Source organism: Bradyrhizobium elkanii WSM2783 (genome assembly GCF_000472865.1).
Taxonomy (GTDB): domain Bacteria; phylum Pseudomonadota; class Alphaproteobacteria; order Rhizobiales; family Xanthobacteraceae; genus Bradyrhizobium; species Bradyrhizobium elkanii_A.
This window is the reverse complement of sequence record NZ_AXAP01000091.1, coordinates 1-18,569: the sequence shown is the minus strand read 5'-3', so window position 1 is coordinate 18,569 and position 18,569 is coordinate 1. Positions and strand designations below refer to the sequence as shown.

General features: G+C 57.8%; 16 protein-coding genes and 2 pseudogenes. 8 read left to right on the top strand and 10 right to left on the bottom strand.

The annotated features are described in order from the left end of the window. Positions 1-31: 31 nt before the first annotated feature. Entirely contained in the window at positions 32-232 is a 201-nt protein-coding gene (locus YY7_RS0141585; RefSeq protein WP_155255540.1) for a hypothetical protein, read from the bottom strand. Positions 233-421: 189 nt separating this feature from the next. On the opposite strand from YY7_RS0141585, the gene YY7_RS0141575 reads away from it, so the two are divergent. Further along, positions 422-1,249 (top strand): alpha/beta fold hydrolase, encoded by an 828-nt coding sequence (locus YY7_RS0141575; protein ID WP_080664072.1) that lies wholly within the window; start codon positions 422-424, stop codon positions 1,247-1,249. A gap of 781 nt (positions 1,250-2,030) precedes the next feature. Here the strand turns inward: YY7_RS0141575 and YY7_RS0141565 are convergent. From YY7_RS0141565 to YY7_RS0141545, 5 genes are all read right to left on the bottom strand, one after another. Continuing rightward, positions 2,031-2,216 carry a hypothetical protein gene (locus YY7_RS0141565; protein ID WP_028168322.1) on the bottom strand — a complete coding sequence of 62 codons (186 nt, stop codon included), beginning with the start codon at positions 2,214-2,216 and terminating at the stop codon, positions 2,031-2,033. A gap of 253 nt (positions 2,217-2,469) precedes the next feature. Further along, positions 2,470-3,423, bottom strand: coding sequence for an AfsR/SARP family transcriptional regulator (locus YY7_RS54555; RefSeq protein WP_028168321.1), 954 nt, complete (start codon positions 3,421-3,423; stop codon positions 2,470-2,472). Positions 3,424-3,471: 48 nt separating this feature from the next. Further along, positions 3,472-4,485 (bottom strand): aldo/keto reductase, encoded by a 1,014-nt coding sequence (locus YY7_RS0141555; protein WP_028168320.1) that lies wholly within the window; start codon positions 4,483-4,485, stop codon positions 3,472-3,474. A gap of 203 nt (positions 4,486-4,688) precedes the next feature. Next, entirely contained in the window at positions 4,689-5,423 is a 735-nt protein-coding gene (locus YY7_RS54550; RefSeq protein ID WP_051397201.1) for an ATP-binding protein, read from the bottom strand. A gap of 386 nt (positions 5,424-5,809) precedes the next feature. After that, the gene (locus YY7_RS0141545) at positions 5,810-6,901 is read right to left on the bottom strand and encodes a helix-turn-helix domain-containing protein (RefSeq protein ID WP_155255538.1); all 1,092 of its coding nucleotides are present in this window, start codon (positions 6,899-6,901) and stop codon (positions 5,810-5,812) included. 1,029 nt (positions 6,902-7,930) lie between these two features. Here YY7_RS0141545 and YY7_RS0141535 point away from each other — a divergent pair. Genes YY7_RS0141535 through YY7_RS54540 form a run of 3 tightly spaced genes read left to right on the top strand, consistent with a single transcriptional unit; the run spans position 7,931 to position 12,838 of the window. Continuing rightward, entirely contained in the window at positions 7,931-8,356 is a 426-nt protein-coding gene (locus tag YY7_RS0141535; RefSeq protein WP_028168317.1) for a hypothetical protein, read from the top strand. A 42-nt stretch (positions 8,357-8,398) separates the two neighbouring features. Beyond that, complete coding sequence (locus tag YY7_RS54545; protein ID WP_210164741.1) at positions 8,399-9,640, top strand: efflux RND transporter periplasmic adaptor subunit; 1,242 nt, start codon at positions 8,399-8,401, stop codon at positions 9,638-9,640. 9 nt (positions 9,641-9,649) lie between these two features. Next, entirely contained in the window at positions 9,650-12,838 is a 3,189-nt protein-coding gene (locus YY7_RS54540) for an efflux RND transporter permease subunit (protein ID WP_051397200.1), read from the top strand. 23 nt (positions 12,839-12,861) lie between these two features. On the opposite strand, the gene YY7_RS62680 is transcribed toward YY7_RS54540, so the two are convergent. The 3 genes from YY7_RS62680 to YY7_RS0141515 form a co-directional block, all read right to left on the bottom strand. After that, positions 12,862-13,170, bottom strand: a complete 309-nt coding sequence (locus tag YY7_RS62680) for a helix-turn-helix transcriptional regulator (protein WP_028168316.1) — start codon at positions 13,168-13,170, stop codon at positions 12,862-12,864. Next, the gene (locus YY7_RS62675; RefSeq protein WP_210164740.1) at positions 13,115-13,561 is read right to left on the bottom strand and encodes a cupin domain-containing protein; all 447 of its coding nucleotides are present in this window, start codon (positions 13,559-13,561) and stop codon (positions 13,115-13,117) included. Before YY7_RS62675 ends, YY7_RS62680 begins: the two co-directional genes overlap by 56 nt. Positions 13,562-13,860: 299 nt before the next feature. Next, the gene (locus YY7_RS0141515; RefSeq protein WP_028168315.1) at positions 13,861-14,148 is read right to left on the bottom strand and encodes a hypothetical protein; all 288 of its coding nucleotides are present in this window, start codon (positions 14,146-14,148) and stop codon (positions 13,861-13,863) included. Positions 14,149-15,443: 1,295 nt separating this feature from the next. Here YY7_RS0141515 and YY7_RS65325 point away from each other — a divergent pair. The 4 genes and pseudogenes from YY7_RS65325 (at position 15,444) to YY7_RS0141495 (ending at position 17,923) form a co-directional block, all read left to right on the top strand. Further along, entirely contained in the window at positions 15,444-15,710 is a 267-nt protein-coding gene (locus YY7_RS65325; protein ID WP_196237410.1) for an IS3 family transposase, read from the top strand. After that, positions 15,623-15,862, top strand: a pseudogene (locus tag YY7_RS63915) (DDE-type integrase/transposase/recombinase); the annotation flags it as partial. The gene YY7_RS65325 and the pseudogene YY7_RS63915, both read left to right, overlap by 88 nt. Before the next feature lie 102 nt (positions 15,863-15,964). Continuing rightward, positions 15,965-16,123 (top strand): annotated as a pseudogene (locus YY7_RS61130) (IS3 family transposase); the annotation flags it as partial. 555 nt (positions 16,124-16,678) lie between these two features. Beyond that, a complete protein-coding gene (locus tag YY7_RS0141495) occupies positions 16,679-17,923 on the top strand; it encodes a cytochrome P450 (RefSeq protein WP_035692355.1) in 1,245 nt (414 codons plus the stop codon). A gap of 272 nt (positions 17,924-18,195) precedes the next feature. Here the strand turns inward: YY7_RS0141495 and YY7_RS0141490 are convergent. Further along, positions 18,196-18,569: transposase (locus tag YY7_RS0141490; protein ID WP_028168312.1), on the bottom strand; the 374-nt coding region annotated here is incomplete at its 5' end.

Sequence of the window (18,569 nt, the reverse complement as noted above, 5' to 3'; positions counted from 1 at the left end):
CACGGGCAGTCCAATCTGTGAATCCTGAATCTCAACAGACCCTAGTCAGGGATGGCGAACCTTCTTGCGCAACCACGCGCCAGACCTTGCCGCCATGGACCTGTTCGTTGTTCCAACGATCGGTTTCGACCTGCTCTATGCCTTCGTCATCGTCCGGCTCGACCGCAGAGACCTCGTCTGCAAATACCGAAATCTCCGAGCCGGATCGGCTCGGCACAGACCTGCCGCGCAATCCGAGCTTCCTCGCACTATCCAACGACGCTTGTCCGGGCGACAAGAAATCGAGCCGATAACTACAATAAAACTCTGCGCGGTTGCGGAAGCACGATTGACGATCGTTTGACGGCGTCGATGACGTCGCTCTCACGTGTCCTCTTTATTGAGGTCGCATGGATGCCCATAGAGGCGTGGAGAGAGAGCGATGCCAACAATTGCGAGCTCACTGCCGGCAACGACCAGCAGAAAGGCCAATATCGTAGCCTTGCACTGTTCGTTGAGTTCTGGAAACCAATGGTCGAAGCTCATTGAAGCGCGCGGTGAGTACAACGCCGTTGCGCCCGACATCTCGGGTTACGGGACTGATACTCCCTGTTACGATCCCGCATGGTCGAGACTGGAAATCGAAGCAGAGCACTTGGCCCAGCAATTGGAGACGCTTGCCGGTCCGATCCATTTGGTGGGGCATTCGTTCGGTGGCGCCATCGCGTTCAAACTAGCGACCAGCGGGCGTTATGCGTGTCGGGTTCGGAGCTTGACGCTCATCGAGCCAGTCTTGCCGTCGATTCTGCTTGAGCAAGATGTCGATCACCCGATGTATCGATATTTCCTACACGAAACCGCACGTATCTGCGCGCCAATATGGTTCAATGACAAGGAACTTGGGTTGCAAAGGTTCCTCACCTTTTGGAACGGCCGCCAATGTTGGCAAGACCTAGCGGAAGGCAAGAAAAACGCCTTCATGGAGCGCGTCAATAAGATTGTCGGAGACTTCTCGGCGATCTTCGGCGAGTACGGTGTCGAAGAAGCCGCCCGACGACTGGCCGTGCCTACTCTGCTGTTTTCCGGAGGAGCGTCACCTAAGCCTACTCAGGAGATTGTGAGCCGTCTTGCCTCAGTGATGTCTAGCGTTCATCACATACACCTTCCAGAAGCCGGTCACATGTTGGCAATCACGCACTCTGCGGAAATCAATCCACAAATATTGCAACATATAGATGCTGCCCAATTCAAACCGATATCAATAGCGTAACTCATTTCTAGAAGTCAGCAAACGCGGGCCGAGATACCCGGCAAGTCCAACAATGCCGTCTCTACTCATCGCCGCATTGCTAAGTCGCTTCCGAGGACGCGGCCTCGATCCGCTGCACGATGTCCGGATGCTGCAACAGACTAGGAGGCTGCAGAAGCTGGATGACTCCAGCAAGGTTCTCTGAATCATGGAGTCGCGACGGGAGCGCGGAAAAGCGGGCTCTCATGGTGTTGACTTTCAGCTAAGTTCTGCGGCCGCTCGCAGGAAAAGCACGTTGGCGGTCGTTGAGAGAGCCACGACGTCTTGATCAGGGAGCCTGACCTGGGCCATGAAGTCGATTGAGATTGCGGTGAGCGGCTCCGCTTTCGCAGCCGCCCCCTCCAGCAAAATCTGAAGCAACCAGCCTGCTGGGCAGCAACCGACATCCCTTGCCCGTCAATTGGATTGAACCGGCACAGCGAGTCACCGATTGGCAGCACACCGCGGGGTAATCGAGGCAACTGTTCGAAGTGTCTCCAGAGGTTGGTGAGATAGCCGTAGTTCCATATTTCCGGTGGGGTGACGCTCCGGACTGCCTCGTAAATTGTAGGCGTGATCAACTGTTTAAGGGCGGCGAGAAAGCTATTCCACGTCTCCAGATGCGCAGCTTGGTGATAGTCGACAATCGTGACCATCCAGCGATCACCCTCAATCGGCCACAAAAACGCACTCAACGAAACAGAGGGCGGGTTCGGCCATGTCAACACCGCCTTCCAGTCTGAAGGCGCTCGCATTGGCTTCGTCACCACGGCTGTTGATAGCTGATGTTGACGTCGACTTCAGCAACCTTCGGCCGATCCCAGCCAAGAGCGTCGAGCAGCGCCATTGTCGGGGCGGCCCGGCCGGACGCATCCACTACCAGATCAGCGTCAAAAGTATCTCCGATCGACCGATCCTGATTCACATTCAACGTCGCGAACGATCCCATATCCCGGCGATGATATGATCCGCGTAACCTTGCACGTCTGCCGCAGTGTGACATTAAATAGTGCCATCGCCCGACGTCGCAGCGTAAACTCAATAACAGGCCTGGATGCGAAGAGCGTCGACAGACCAAGGTCTCGCTGTACTCCGTTGTAGTTTGTTGAGCGAGCGTATCTGTTTGCCATTTGCATTCGGAATGAGGTGCGATGTAAATAATTGCCTGAACGCCGACGTGTCACGATCCCGGCCTTCCCGGATCAGCGTCGCCATCGCCTCTCCCCGCGGGACATTCGGCGGGTCGTGCATCCAACCCTCCGCATAGCCGCCGTCTCACCACACGGTTGGAGCGTGCTACGAGCCGAGACGGCCAGCTCGGCGGTTCCATTGCGTTTGGCTGCGCCCTGAGCACGCGCACTGTTGAAATTCCTATAGAGCGCCATCGTTTCGTCATCGGGATCGACGTCAAGCTCGTTCCGGAGAGCAGCTTTGCATCGTTTGAATTGTCTGAGCGCAAGTGCAGTCTGACCGTCATCAAAGTAGAGCCTCATCAACGAACGATGGACGTCCTCCTGCAGTGGGTCGATGGCAAGAAGTTGGTGCGCAATGCGATACACTTCATCGCGAGGAGGTGTTTCCTTCAAGCAGTCCAGCAAGAGACGGAGCGCCGACGTTGCCATGGTGCGAAACCGAATTCTTTCTCCGATCAGCCAAGCTTCGAGCAGATCGGATCTGGCATCAAAGCATTCCAGCAAATCGCCGTGGTAGAGCTCTGTCGCAAGCTTTAGCGACTCGATGTTCTTGTCGGCGTATAGCGCTTCGAATTCGGATACGTCGATAGCGATCGTCTCCGCCGCGAAACCAACTCGATCATGGTCTGTCACGAGCGGAAGCTCTGGGACGTTCCGCCGCAGAATGCTTAGACACTGGCGCAGACTTTGGCGCGCAGCTCCTCCCGGGTGGTCAGGCCAGAGCAATGTAGCCAAGCGCACGCGCTGACAAGAATGCGCCGGGGCGAGGGCAAGAAGTGCAAGCAGAGCCTGCGCCTTCTTGTTGCCGATCGTTATTGCAACCCGTCCGTTGACAAGGGAAAACGCTCCGAGGAGATTGAGCCTTAACATTTCCGAACCTTGCGACGTCCAATGTTTCACGTCGAGTGTGACAGCTTTCAGAAAGTGGCTTCCCAGGTCGATCCTGACGAACCCAGTCTCCACCGGCTTTCGGATCTATTCGGCCAGCATGCCTTCGGCCAGCCGCTGCTTTCACTTCTTGTCGATCGGCAGCGGTGCGTTCGGCGCCACCAATTCCTGTACGCGGATGTCGCTCCAGAACTCTCCGGGCACGTTCGCCTCGAGGGCTTCGTGATCCTCCTCGATGCGCCCGGGCCTGCTCGCGCCGGGTATGACGGCTGCCGACGCGGGGTGCGCCAGTGAGAACTGCAGGGCTGCCGCTTTGATCGGCACGCGGTGTCTGGTGCAGAGAGCCCTGATTTTCTCGACCTTTGCCAGGATTTCTCTGGGAGCCGGTGCGTACTCAAAGTGAGCACCGCCGACCAGGACGCCCGAGCTGTACGGACCACCAATGACGATGTCGATGCCCTTCGTCTGCGCTTCCGGCATCAAACGCTGCAGCGCCTGTTCATGATCCAATAGCGTGTAGCGGCCGGCGAGCAGGGTTGCATCGGGTTTTACCTCTGCGAGATCGAAAAGGAGCTCGACCGGTTGCACTTTGTTGACACCGAGGCCCCAGCCCTTGATCAGCCCTTGATCACGCAGTTGGCTAAGCCTAACGAATGCGCCCTTGCGCGCGGTCTCGAACATGCCGAGCCAGTTGTCGCCGTGAAAGTCCCGAGCGATGTCGTGGACCCACACAAAGTCGATGTGATCTACGTTCATGCGCTTGTCGTGGATCGACCTTTCCACGCCGTCGGCCGTATAATCATAGATCATCCTGTTCGGCCGGCCGTACCTGAAGATATCCCCCTTCTCTCCGAGGTCGCGGGCGCTGACGTCCTCCATGTCGTCGAGGATCAAGCGACCGACTTTGGTGCTCAGGATATATTCGCCGCGCTTACGCTTTGATAGCTCTTTGCCAAGCCGAATTTCGGATAACCCTGCACCATAAAAAGGAGCCGTGTCGAAATAGCGCGTTCCATTGTCCCAGGCGGCATCCACTGTAGCGGAAGCTTCCTCGTCCGGAATGTCGCGGAACATGTTGCCCAAGGGGGCCGCGCCAAATCCCAACGGGCCATTCAGCAGCGCGTCTCTGATCTTCATCGTGTACCTCCATGCTCAGGTAGCAGTAAGCACTTCATTTGGCGATCTCGGCCGCGTCCAGCAAACGCGCACGGTGCACTATCGCCGATACTGGGATGTACTTGCCTCACTAATCAATCGGGGCTGACGAGAGCAGTTGACCAACAGGCCGTGTTGCCATTGTCATATCCTCTCCCGTACATAATTCCGGCTATCGAGTCATTTCAGGCCTTAAGCGTTTCCGGTGCTTTAGGGAGATAGAGGGCGACGGTCGTTCCGGCTCCCGGCGCACTTTCGATATTAACCCACCCACCGGTTTGTCTAACGAATCCTTCAACCATGCTGAGGCCGAGCCCGGTGCCCTTGCCGGCCTCCTTCGTCGTAAAAAACGGCTCGAATACTCGTTCCCGCACCTCAGGGGAAATTCCGCTGCCTGTGTCCGTCACGGACAGTCTGACATAAGACCTTGCTCGGCGGCTGCTGGCGCTTCCTTCATGCACGATAACGTTGCGGGTTTCGAGCTCAAGGGCGCCCCCGTGAGGCATCGCATCACGTGCGTTGAGTATGAGGTTGAGCAGCGCCGTCTCCAGCAGCGACGGATCGACGTGGCACCGCCAGAGCTGAGCGTCGATGCGCAGTCGGATGTCGTATCCTCGTCCGACAGCTTGTCGCATCAGCCCCTCGAATTGAGAGATCAATTGGCTTACGTTGACCAGCGTTGGTTCGAATTTCCGGCGCCGCGAAAAGGAGAGTAGCTGTCCTGTTAGCTTGGCGCCTAGATCGACGGCGCGTCGTGCAGCAGCGGCGAGCTGCCCGACCCTGCCGGTCGTCGCCACGTCCTCGATCAAATCGAGGTTCGTAGAAATCACCGCTAACAGGTTGTTGAGGTCGTGGGAGACGCCAGCGGTGAGCTGGCCGACCAAGGCCATTTTCTGGCTTTGGTGCAGCTGTTCTTCCATCGGGTGCCGGACCCTCGCATCGTATTCATGCTCGGCGATGTCTGGGATAGACTTGCGAATGGATGGTTCAGGGGTTCTAGCGATTCGAGAGTTTTCCGGAAGGTCTACACACCGCACTGGCTGGGGAGAAGGAACGCCTCTATGCATGTTCTAAAGACCTGTGTTACGAACCTATCCTGTTGGTGCCCGGGCTAACCTAGATCATCGTACGCCATTCGTCATGCACCTGCGAAACACTACGAGCGATACCGAAATGCACTTCTTGATCGATTGGGGGCGCGGGCTTTGGAGGCGACCTCCCTGGTGCGACGGTTCACCCGCAGCCGACAGATGTCTGCTTCCGTGAGATTAAAAAGCGTCGATGGCGGCATAGATAGTGATGGGCACTAGTTCGTATGCAGGCGTCCTGTGCGCGGATCGTCGTCATGACCTTTCGCATGGACCGCTGGAGCGTGCCCGAAGCGATTCCGGAACTGCCTGGCGAAATTCGCATAATTGCCGAAGCCACAGGAATAAGCGATCGCGCTAATAGGCTGCGTTGTGCCCAGAACGGCACGGCGCCGTAAGAGGCGCGCAGCATGATCGAGACGTACGGAATTGATGAAATGAGTATAGGTCAGGTTCCGCATCGCAAACAGCTTCTGAAGATAGCGACGCGAAATCCCAACTTCGGTTGCAACCTCGTCAGGAGTGACGTTTGGATCTTCAAAGTGATTCTTTACAACGTTGCAGACACGCTGAAAGAGCTTCTCGCTGCGGAAGAAAGTGGCCGGGTCTGGTGGCGAGAAGATAGCGCCAATTAGATCGTAGATCACCAGTCGCATGTAGCCTAAGGTTGAGCCGGACATCGGTACGTCCTCATCGACGGCATCACTTACAATTTTGAAAAGCGCTCGTCCCGCAGGAGTATCCCAGCGAACGCCCGGGCCATACTGTGGCTCGAAGCCCAGGTGAGAGACCAGTGATTGACGCGGTAGTTGAAGAACGAAGCACTGCCGATAGGCGTCCCGATCTGCTGCGTAAGTATCCTGCCGTTGCTCATTTTGATCCGCCACGTAGCTCACGGACCTTGCCGAATCGACCAGCAGTACTTGTCCGTTATTCAGCTCAATGGCCTGATCGTTCTGAAGCACCTTTACTGTGCCTACGACGGAGAACAAGGCATAGTAATGGTCCATGCCGTCAACGCGAGCATCTCGTTGTGTCCGTTCCACGCGGGAAGCGTTGGGCATAAGATGCATCGCGGACAATCCATAAAGGCTTTGCGCGCGGATCTTCGCGACAAACGACTTGGGGTCGTTGACCACTGGCGTATATCGGCCCCACGTCGAGTGGAGCGTTTCGTGCCACGCCCCTACATCCAGGGCTTGCGAGTGGCGCAGAGCGTCGCGCCAAACCGGCATCGGCGTTGCGGACGGCAGGGACTCGGGTAACGTTATTGAGGCTGGCTTTGCAAAGGCACGATTCGTTTTGATCACGGCCGCAGACCCTTTGTGCTTCGGATAGATATTCCACTTGACCGTTGCCAGCGTTTCTCGTCGGCTGTGACCCAGCGGCTCCGTAGCGGAAATCTCTTCGTGTGGCGAAAACCTCTAGCGTTGCAAATCATATTTCCGATTGGGCTGCACACATAAATGGGTGGCAAGAAGTTGAAGCCCATCGCACGTAATATGCAAAGGAGTCGTTGCCAGACTTGTGGTCCGACGATCACCAAAATGTGCGATTCTCCCGGGCCGCTACCACGGCCAAGGCGTCATTCATCACCGGGCGATGTGCCCGGGCCGGCAAACTATTCCGCCAGGGAATAGCGCCGCTTTCATCGCGCGCACTCATCAATACGGACGTAACCAGTCGCCGGATTACCCTGCGGAGTGTCCCTGCAGGCGGCCCGACTCGGCCGATCGCTGCCTGTGAGTTCGACGCGCAGAAAGACCGTGGTCTCGAAACACAACGGCGTCGCGCGGCCCTTAGCTCGTGGTCCCGAAACAGGGTCGGCGACCACTCCCCCGGCAGTCATGCTTAGCTTCAGAATCGACTTGAATCAGACCGGGCTTGGTAAGCGCGGTGTGCGGCGTACCCGCCATACCTATGACGGATCAATGAGGGGAGGGCACCTCAGTAGCGATAATAGTGCGCTGCAGGCGCACGACTACCGTCACGCGAAGATCTAGAATCTGTTGCGTTATCGCGGACAACCTCGAGATCAAACCCGGAGAGAAACAGGAGGACTCCAATTTGACGACGATCGTACCGGACCTCATTGGCAGGACCAACGAAGGTCGACGCGATGCCCGGCGGACAGGCCCATCCATATAGACGTGCGCTTTGCCGAGATTGCACCGGCGCATATTGAAGGCGGACTGGAACTGAGCAAACGTCCGATATTTGGATAAGTCCGACGCTGTGGTGGCGCAGCCGTCGCCACCTCTGGGGTCGCATTTCGACCTCTGCATTCGTCGGTACGGCGCCTCACAGCCGACGTCGATCTTCACCGAGAGAGAACCCAGATGTATACGATTAGCTTCCTGCTTTGGATTCACATAGTTGCCTTCGTCGCCGGCGGCTCCAACACCGTGGTTATGCCTATCATCGGCGCCATGCTTCCCAAGGTCGACGAGGAAACACGTGCGACCCTGTTCCGCATCGGCTTCCATATGGCGACCGTAGGGAAGGTGGCAGCGGCGGCTTTGCTCATTAGCGGGCCTTGTCTACTTTGGCTCAAATACGGCGGCCTGCAGGGCGCGACGCCGTGGTTCTGGGCCAAGATGGTGTTGATAGCGGTGATGTTCGCAGCAATAGCCTTCGAGGAAACAAGCTTCCGGAAATCGGCCGCCGGGGACCAGACTGCAGCCAGAAATTCGAAGCTTGGCGGCATAGTTGCCACTTTGGCTTTTCTCGGCGTGCTTCTCGCGGCCGTGCTGGCCTTCAAATGACAAGTCAGATCCGTGAGCAAGGCGAATTGCTGGGAGATGTGCGTGAGTAGATATTCATCGTCCGAGCAGTTGCGCGAAATGCTCACGTTCAAACGCCTTTTCGTCGCGGCGGCGATGGAGCGCTGCGCATCGGTTCACTACAACGTAGAACGATGCTTCTCAAAATGGTTCTGGTTGGTCAGCGTGCTGTTATCGGTCGCGGTGAGCGTAGGTGGCTGTGACGATACGACAGCAGCCGCTGATGTCAGGCCCGTAGACGTCGATGTAGCCATGGTGATCGCAAAGCCAATAAGGTCGTGGGACGAATTCAACGGTCGGATTAGCGCGATTGAGTCCGTGGAGATACGGCCACGTGTGAGCGGTTATGTTGAGCGCGTAGCCTACAAGGAGGGGGACGAGATCCATCGCGGCGATCTATTGTTTACAATCGATGCGCGATCGTACCAGGCAGCTGTGAACAGCGCGGCTGCCAGATTGCAGAGGGCGCAAGCTCTTGCGGCCCTGGCGGAACTCCGTGATCACCGTGCGCAGGTGCTTCTACCGACGAGTGCCGTATCCCGGGAGGAAGCCGATACTCGTCGTGCCACATACTTACAAAGTAAAGCGGACGTTTTGGACGCAGAGGCGGCACTCGCCGTTGCGAAAGTCAATCTCGAATTCACGGAGGTGCGCGCCCCCATCGACGGTCGCGTCGGCCGCGCTATGCTTACTGTCGGCAATCTGGCAGTTGCTGATCAAAGCTTGCTCACTACGATGGTCTCTCAAGACCCCATCTATGTCTATTTTGATCCTGACGAGCACTCCTATCTCCGGTACCGCGGCAAACTACTGAGGAGCCAGGTCGGAGCTACGCCAACCGTACGCGTTGGCTTGGCCAACGAAGATGGTTTCTCTCACTCTGGTAAAGTCGACTTTGTCGACAACAAGGTTGATCCGCAAACTGGGAGTATTCGGCTACGGGCGCGGCTCAACAATTCCGACCGCGCTTTCACGCCCGGCTTGTACGCGCGCGTGCAGATTTGGAGCGACGATGAAACGCCGGCAATCCTTATCGACGACAAAGCAGTGCTGACGGACCAGGACCGGAAGTATGTGTACGTTGTCGGGCCCGGCAATACGGCTCTGCGAAAAGATGTCAAGCTCGGGCGGTTGAGCGGCGGATTTCGCGTGGTCGAGTCCGGTTTGATGCCGGGCGACAAGCTCATCATCGACGGTCTTCAGCGTATCTATTTTTCTGGCGCGCCCGTGAAGCCATCCGAGCCGCCCACGGCGAAAGCAGAATAGGAAGCGACGATGGATATCTCCAGCTTCTTCATTGAGCGTCCGACTTTCGCAATCGTCTTATCGATTGTCATCTTTCTGGCTGGTTTGCTGGCAATTCCTTTTCTTCCTGTCGGTGAGTATCCCGAAGTCGTGCCACCAAGCGTGGTCGTGCGTGCGACATATCCCGGCGCCAATCCAAAGGAGACGGCGGAGTCGGTCGCCACGCCGCTGGAGGAAGCGATCAACGGCGTCGAAGGTATGATGTACATGAAGTCGGTTGCCGGCTCTGACGGCAGCTTACAGGTCGTCGTCACGTTTTTGCCCGAAGTCGATCCTGACACCGCTGCTGTGCGAGTACAAAACCGAGTGAGTCAAGCGCTGAGCCGACTGCCCGATCAGGTGCGGCAGTACGGCGTAACTACGCAGAAGCAGGCTCCCACTCCGCTGATGTATGTTAGCTTGTTCTCGTCGGACAATCGCTATGACTCTCTATACTTGCGTAATTATTTGACCTTGAACGTGAAGGACGAGCTGTCGCGCCTCGTCGGCATTGGCAATGTCGGCCTCTACGGCGCCGGCGACTACGCGATGCGCATTTGGCTCGATCCGAACAGACTGGCGTCGCGCGGCTTGACTGCCACAGATGTACTCGCCGCAGTGCGCGAGCAAAACGTGCAGGTTTCAGCCGGCCAGTTGGGAGCAGAGCCGTCTCCCAAGCGCACAGAGCTCCTGATCTCAATCAACGTTCGTGGCCGCCTTCGGACCGAGCGGGAGTTCGGCGACATCGTCATAAAGAGTGGCGATGATGGTCAAGTGGTTCGCCTCTCCGACGTCGCCCGGGTGGAACTCGGCGGTGATGACTACACGATGCGGGTATTTGAAGGCAATAAGAATGCCACAACCGCCGGTATCTTCTTGTCGCCGGGAGCCAACTCGCTCGGTGTTGCCACTGCTGTCTATGGCAAATTGAAGGAGCTATCAGCGGACTTTCCGCCAGGCGTTACTTACCGAGCTGTCTGGGATCCGACTGTATTCGTGCGCGAGTCAATACGGGCTGTACAGCACACGCTCGTCGAGGCGACAGTTCTGGTCGTGTTGGTCGTCGTTCTGTTTCTACAGACCTGGCGTGCATCAGTTATTCCGTTGGTGGCCGTACCAGTCTCGGTGGTCGGAACGTTCGCCTTTCTGTATCTGCTTGGTTTTTCGATTAACACATTGACATTGTTCGGCCTGGTTTTGGCGATCGGCATCGTGGTCGATGACGCAATCGTAGTCGTCGAGAACGTCGAGCGATGCATCGGGCAAGGCCTGAACCCGCGCGATGCCGCTGAGCAGGCAATGCGTGAAGTCTCCGGTCCGATCATCGCGATCGCATTAGTGCTGTGCGCAGCCTTTGTACCCATGGCATTTTTGTCCGGTGTCACCGGCCAGTTCTATAAACAGTTCGCGGTGACGATTGCGATTTCGACGGTGATATCCGCAATCAACTCGTTGACGCTGTCGCCTGCTCTGGCTGCGACGTTGCTGCGCGCTCACGGGGATCCGCAGGACTGGCTTTCGCGTGTTATGGAGCATGCACTTGGTTGGCTTTTCCGGCCATTCAATCGCTTCTTTCAACGCAGTTCGAACGGATATGAGGTAATCGTGCAGCGATCCCTGGGCCGGCGTGGTGCCGTGTTCGCCGCCTATACGGTCCTTCTGGCCCTGACTGCCGTCTTGTTTCATGTCGTGCCTGGTGGCTTTATTCCGACGCAGGACAAACTGTACTTGTTTGCCGGTTCTAAACTCCCCGAGGGCGCATCATTAGCCCGTACAGACGCTGTTGCGCGGACGATGGACGAGATCGCTCACAGCGTCGAAGGAGTTGATATCATTCAGTCCTACGTCGGCTTTAACGCGCTGCAGGTCGTGAATACGCCGAACATCGTGACGTCATACGTCATACTCAAACCATTTGACCAGCGCCGCCGCAGCGCTATGAGCATCAACGGAGAGCTGAACGCGAAGTTTGCCGGCATCAAGGATGGTTTTTCCTACGCGCTGCTCCCGCCGCCGATCCAGGGGCTCGGAAATGGCTCCGGCTATTCGCTCTATCTCAAGGATCGCGCGGGACTTGGTTATGGCGCGCTGCAGGATGCGCTCAATGCGTTCAGGGCAGAAATCGCCCGTACTCCCGGCATGACTTATCCGGTCAGTTCCTATCAGGCCAATATTCCTCAGCTCGAGGTCAAGATCGATCGAACGAAGGTCAAAGCGCAGGGTGTCGCAATGACGGATTTGTTCGAGACGTTGCAAGTCTATCTTGGCTCAACGTATATCAACGACTTCAACCAGTTTGGCCGAGTCTACAGAGTCATGGCTCAGGCGGACACGCCATATCGCCAGCAGGCTGCGGACATCGGCAACCTTCGGACGCGCAACGGGCGGGGCCAAATGGTGCCCATCAGTTCGATGGTGACGATCGCGCAGACTTACGGTCCGGATCCGGTGGTTCGGTACAACGGTTACCCTGCGGCCGATGTTATCGGTGACTCAGATCCGAAAGTCCTGTCATCCGCGCAGGTTATTGCCAAACTGAGCCAAATCGCGGAGAGGGTGTTGCCCCGGGGGATCCAGTTGGAATGGACGGACTTGAGCTATCAACAGGTAACCCAAAGCAATGCGGCAATAATTGTCTTTCCTCTAGCGGTGCTGCTCGTCTTCCTGGTGCTGGCCTCGCTGTACGAAAGCTGGACGCTCCCGCTGGCGGTGATTCTCATCGTGCCGGTATGCATGTGTTCGGCGCTGTTCGGCGTCTGGCTCAAGGGAGGAGACAACAATGTATTCGTCCAGGTCGGCTTGGTCGTGCTTATGGGGCTCGCCTGTAAGAACGCTATTCTGATCGTTGAGTTTGCTCGCGAGCTGGAGAGACACGGCAAAGGGGTCATAGAAGCGGCGCTTGAAGCCTGCCGCCTGCGGCTGCGACCCATCGTTATGACCTCTGTAGCATTTATCGCGGGCTCGGTACCGTTGGTGGTGGGGGAAGGGGCCGGTAGCGAGGTCCGGCACGTGACGGGAATTACGGTATTCGCTGGCATGCTGGGCGTTACGCTGTTCGGTCTTTTTCTGACGCCGGTGTTCTACGTCGCGCTACGGAAGTGGGTTATCATCCATAGCAAGAACGAGCCCGCACGAAGTGCAATCGATCGGCCACGTTTGGTCCAGGGGCACGAACCCTGAAGCGTACTGTCGAGAACCTCGCTTCAGCTCTTGGAACGCCGCCACGTGGCTGGTGCTACGTCGAATGTCTTTTTGAAGGCGCGCGAGAACGCCGCCTCGGATTCATAGCCCACCAGTTCGGCGACCTGTGCCACGGACGCGTTCGTACTGCGAAGCGTTTCGTCCGCAACTTGCATGCGCCAGGTAGCAAGATAGTGCATAGCCGGTAAGCCGAGCAGACGAATGAAATGATCGGCCAGCGCCGAGCGCGACAGGCCGACCTCGCGGCCAAGGTCGTCAACCGTCCAGTGCCGCGCGATGTCGCGGTGTAGCAGCGCCAGTGCGCGGGCCACGTGGGGGTTCGCGCAAGCCGGCGAACCATCCGGTTTGGCCTTCCGGTAGGCCTTCCGCGTACCGCCGCACTGTTTCGACGAACAACAACTCCGAAAGCTTAGCAAGCACGCTCTCCGATCCCGGACGACCGCTGGAAACCTCTTCCGCCGCATATTGAAACGTCGAGCGGATCCATTCGGCCGCCTCCCTCTCCTCGATTCGAAGTTTGAGCAACGGCGGCAAGCTCGTTATCACTGAATTGTGCTCGGCGCTGGCGCAGCCGAGGAATCCGCAGATTAGGCGGGTGCGTTTGCCGGTGCCACCGTGATGGATAGAGAACAACTCGCCGTGCCGCGGCGGACGGATGATTTCTCTGCTGGTCACGGGCGGCAGGCGCAGGTCGCTGCCCATCAGATCGCCCTCTAGGGTAAGACAAGCTGGCGCGTCACTTCGCTCTGGCAGGGCCGAACACGCAGCCGGGCTCAAGTCGATGGCTTCGAGATCGGCGGAGCGCGCGTATCTCGCCAATTTTCGATCGATATCGATGAGCCGTGCGAATTGGGCGGATCGAACCGCTTTGCCAATCCGCAGGAATACCTGTTAGCGGCGCTTAATGCCCGCATGATGGTCGGGTACGCGGCGCAATGCGCATTCTCTCCGAGTCAGTGGGCCTTGAGCCAACGCTCGTTGTGGAGTGATTCTGGTTTGGACTAAAGCGGCGCCGTCACTTCCAGGTCGCGCCAGTAGTGGCTATCTGCCGCGCGAATGTGCCAACCGAGCACTGCGCCATAGAGCATGGCATGCGCTTCAGCCTTGCCCACGCCAATGCGCTCGTTCATCGCGTCGACAATCGCCTGGAGCTGTTGTTCGGTTTCGGTGCGGCTGTCGAGGTCGGTCATATAGAGACCGCGCGCGCCGCGCTTTGCGATCGCGACACGGTCGCCTGGGGCGGCGCCGGGCACGACGACGAAGCAACGTACGGGTTTTTCGACGGTCATTGCTGTTCTCCGGGATATAGTCTCGCCCGCACGAAGCGTGGCCGGTCTCTTAGGCTGCGGCTGTTATCTCAGCCGTTCGGGGCGTGAGAGTCCAGAGTCCGCGGTTCAAAGAAACGTTTCTGTCGAGGTTGTTGACCAGGCGCGTCGTTTACGCGCAGGGATGCTGTTCGCGTTGGTGTGACGCTCAGGGACGCATCGAAAGTGACCGCGCGAGGCATCACGCCCCAATTATTGACGATACGCGGTGAGCGGTCGCGCGGCAGGATCAGCCTTTAATGAGTTGCTACGGCTCTCGTGGTATTCGCGTGCTTCAAGAAAGACGCGCAGCTGCTCCATGACGCCTGCGCGCACAGATAGTGCACTCTAGGTTCTGTGCGGCTGTACGTCTGACCACAACGTGATCCCCACAAGGACGGCCGCTATGCTTGTTGGCGGGGTGTCTCTCGCTGATTATCTTTGACGCCCCTTAGCGCCCTATGGTGTCAGCAAGAGAGCGTTGCCCCGGTGTCGATCCTCCAGTCCTCGCCGGGGCTTCCATTTTAGCCCAGTTTAGCTCGCGTCACGGCTTGTAGGAGACGCGAGGCTCAAATAGTAGTGTATCAAGACCTAGCTACTCGCGTGAATACCTTCGTTGGCGCCTGAGCGAAGAGAAGCTCGATGATGTCCTCGCCGACTAGTTCGTCTAAGTCTGTTGTTTCGAGTGCCCTGGTGTGGGGTTGTCAATCGGCGTTTCAAATTTGCCCCCTCGTTGGAGTGCGCCCCTGAGGGTGGACGGATCGGATTGAGGAATTGACCAGGTTTGCTGGGTTTTCGCAGAGTGAAAACCCATGGCAAAGCACTGTAGTCACAGCATCCAGTTCAAACGGCAGGTCGCGCAAGAGTTCATCGCTGGTGAGGTCTTGCATGCCCTCGCAAAACGCCACCACATTTCGCGCAACCTGATCCGGATCTGGGGTCAGCAAATACGAGGAAAGCGCCGTCGATGACGACGCCCAGGCCGCCGACCTAATCCAGGAATACGAGGCCCGGATCGCTGCGCTCGAGCGCTCGTCGGTAAGCAGGCTTTAGAGCTAGAGTTCCTAAAGGGGGCTCTGCAAAGCTCACCACGGCCGAGAAGCGGGATTACATCCGTTGTCACCGGCCCCGCGGCATCGGCCTTGCCGAAGGACGCCGCCTGATGGGGATCGCGCGCTCGACCTATTATGACCGGCCGCAAACGTCGGTCGACGACACCGCGATCGTGGAGGCGATGTTCGCTGTTTTGCGATGACTTCGAGGCCTACGGCTACCGCCGAGTGGGCGCCACACTGCGGCAGCAGGGCCTCGTCGTGAACCACAAGAAGATCCGGCGCCTAATGCGCGAACATGATCTGCAACCGAAGACCAAGCGCCGCTTCATCGCCACAACCGACAGCGATCACAATGGTCCGATCTTTCCGAACCTGGCAAGGATCTTGTTCCGAACCGCGCCAATCAGCTCTGGGTATCCGACATCACCTATGTCGCCCTGCCGGGGCGCTTCGTTTACGTGGCGGTCATTCTGGACGCTTGGTCGCGCCTGATCGTCGGCTATGCCATCGGCCGCTCGATCGACGCGCGCCTGACAGCCGCGGCCTTGAAGGTGCCCTCGAACGGAAAAAGCCGCCGCGGAGTTGCATCCACCATTCCGATCGCGGCTCCCAATATGCTGCCGAGCTCTATCGAGACATGCTGAGTGCTAACGGCTTGATTGGCTCGATGGGTCGCAGAGGCAACCCTTACGACAATGCCAAAGCGGAAAGCTTCATGAAGACGCTCAAGGTCGAAGCGGGTCTACCCAATGGCGTTCGAAAACTTTGAGGAGGTCGCCGAACAGCTTCCCCGCTTCATCGAGGAGGTCTACAATAGACGCAGGCTCCATTCGGCGCTCGGCTATCTGAGCCCGCAGCAATTCGAGGATCAACACGCCCGGCAGACTGGCAAATCAGCAGCCTGAAATCTGTCCACCCTCAGGGGCGCACTCCACATCGGCGTCCAAAATTTTGGACGCCGATCCCCCGCTTAGGGGGTCAATATTGCAGGCCGAATGACACGTTGAGAAAGCAAGAGAAGCCGTAAGGCGGGCTGTCCATCAGTCGATACACGTGCATTTCAGTATGCAGCGGGAGCGGACACCCACTTCACCTTGCTGGCGTGCCTCGAAGAAGCGGCGTTCCGCGAGGATATGACGGCTCCAAACCGGATCGAGGAACTTCTCAGCCACATGGACTGCTCAGTCCTGTAACCACGATGCACGTCGGTTGATCCTAAAGCGTCCTAAGTAGAAACGTGATCACCATCGAGTCGGATGCTGTGCTCTCTTGTTGGCGCTACTCTCGCTGATCAATCTTTACGGCGCGTTCAGATGATCAGCGAAGCGGCGTTGCCATGGCGTCGGGAGTCCCAAGTGCGTCGGGGCTTCGAGTCGGCTTAGATCAACGGAGGTCGTCGGTTCGAATCCGACCCTTGCGACCACTCGAGCGCGCGATGGGTGAAAGCTAGGAGTTGAAGGATGATCAACGAAGTCGCCGTTCCCAAGCACATTGCTGAGGCTGTCGTATCGCCACGCGCCCACGCGGAACGCAATGAACTGCTGGCGGACTTGCGTTGGCTTCGCGCCAATAACACGGTTGGTCTCGTCGAGGCTGACGGATACGATCCATTCTGGCTCGTGACCCGGCACCGCGACGTTTACGATGTCAGTCGGCAAAACAGCCTGTTCATCAATGGCGAGCGTCCGATCGGTATAATTGACCGCGCCGGTGAAGCGGCGATGCGGGCCAAGACTGGCGAGCCCTTCGTCTTCCGCACTCTGATTTCAATGGATGGACCTAATCACTTCGGGTACCGCCGGGTAATCCAGCGTTGGTTCACATCCGCAAAGCTGAGAGAGGTCGAGGCGGATATCCGGGCCATCGCGAGGGCCTCCATCGATCACATGACCGCACTTGGAACAGAGTGCGATTTCGTCCGAGATGTTGCCCTCCACTATCCTCTGCGCGTGCTGATGAAACTTGTCGGCATTCCGGCCGAGGACGAGGAGCTGATGCTGAGGATGACACACGGAGACACTGCGAAACAGGAAGGGCCTCTAATAGCGCAGCTCGAAGCAGCGTACGCCGATATGGAGGACTATTTTGCACGCCTCACCGATGCTCGGCGCCGGCAGCCGGCTGGTGATCTGGCGAGCGCGATCGCGAGTGCCTCGATCGATGGTGCTCCGATCCCGCGCTTCGAGGCGTTCTGTCTCTATCTTCTCCTCGTGACGGCGGGACATGATACAACATCCTTGTCCACGTCAGGCGCAATGTGGGGTTTAGCTCAGCATCCGCATGAACTTCCGAGGATCAGGGAAAGACCCGAACTGATAGATAAGTTTGTCGATGAGGCGATCCGCTGGACCAGCCCAGTCTCGCATTTCATGCGATCGGCGAGCGAGAATACCGAGGTAGGAGGGCGGCGTATTCGGAAGGGTGATTGGCTGATGCTTTCCTATCTTTCGGCTAACTACGATGAGACCGCATTTGAACAGCCGGAGCAGTTTCGGGCCGATCGGAATGCCTCCCGGCACATGGCTTTCGGTGCAGGCAACCACGTTTGCCTTGGCCAGTATCTTGCGCGGCTGGAGATGCGTATTTTTTTCGAGGAGTTGATCCCGCGCCTCTCTGCTGTGGTGCTGGCGGGCAAACCGAAGCGCTCTGAGTCCGCATTCATCGGAGGCCCAACGACGATCCCGATACGCTTCGCATTGCGGTAGCCGGGCACGCCTCGAATCCGACTTCTACTGAAGTGCATCACGGTTGCTGCTGGAATGCACTGGGCAGCAATGTGATCACCGCCAACGCGGTAGCTGTGCTCTTTTGCAGTGCTGCTCTCGCCGATCCTCGACGCCCTTTTGGTAGGGTGGGTGCGAGTAGCGTTGCCCCGGCGTCGATGAGCGGCTGTCACGCCGGGGCTTCCTATTTTTCGGATAGTTCAACAGTCGGCTCCAATTCCGTTTCTTGGCCGGGCGAATCCGGTTAGAGCGTTTCACGTTTTGATGGAAGCATATCCTGCGTTGGCGAAGTAGTTGCTGCATTCGGCAGGCTGGATCGAGGTGACGAGGTCGCCGATGTGTCGCCAAATGTCTTCGAGGGTACGCTTCTGCGCGATGCGCATCCAGTGCTTGATCTTGGCGAAGGTCTGTTCGATCGGATTGAGGTCGGGTGAGTAAGGCGGCAGATACCAGAGTCTGGCGCTGGCGCCTCGGATGATGCGGCGCAGAGCAGCCGACTTGTGGCTGCCGAGATTATCCATGATCACGATGTCGCCCGGCTTAAGAACTGGAACAAGCTGCTGTTCGACATAAGCGCGGAAGCATTCGCCGTTGATCGGTCCGTCGAAGACGCAGGGAGCGACGAGGC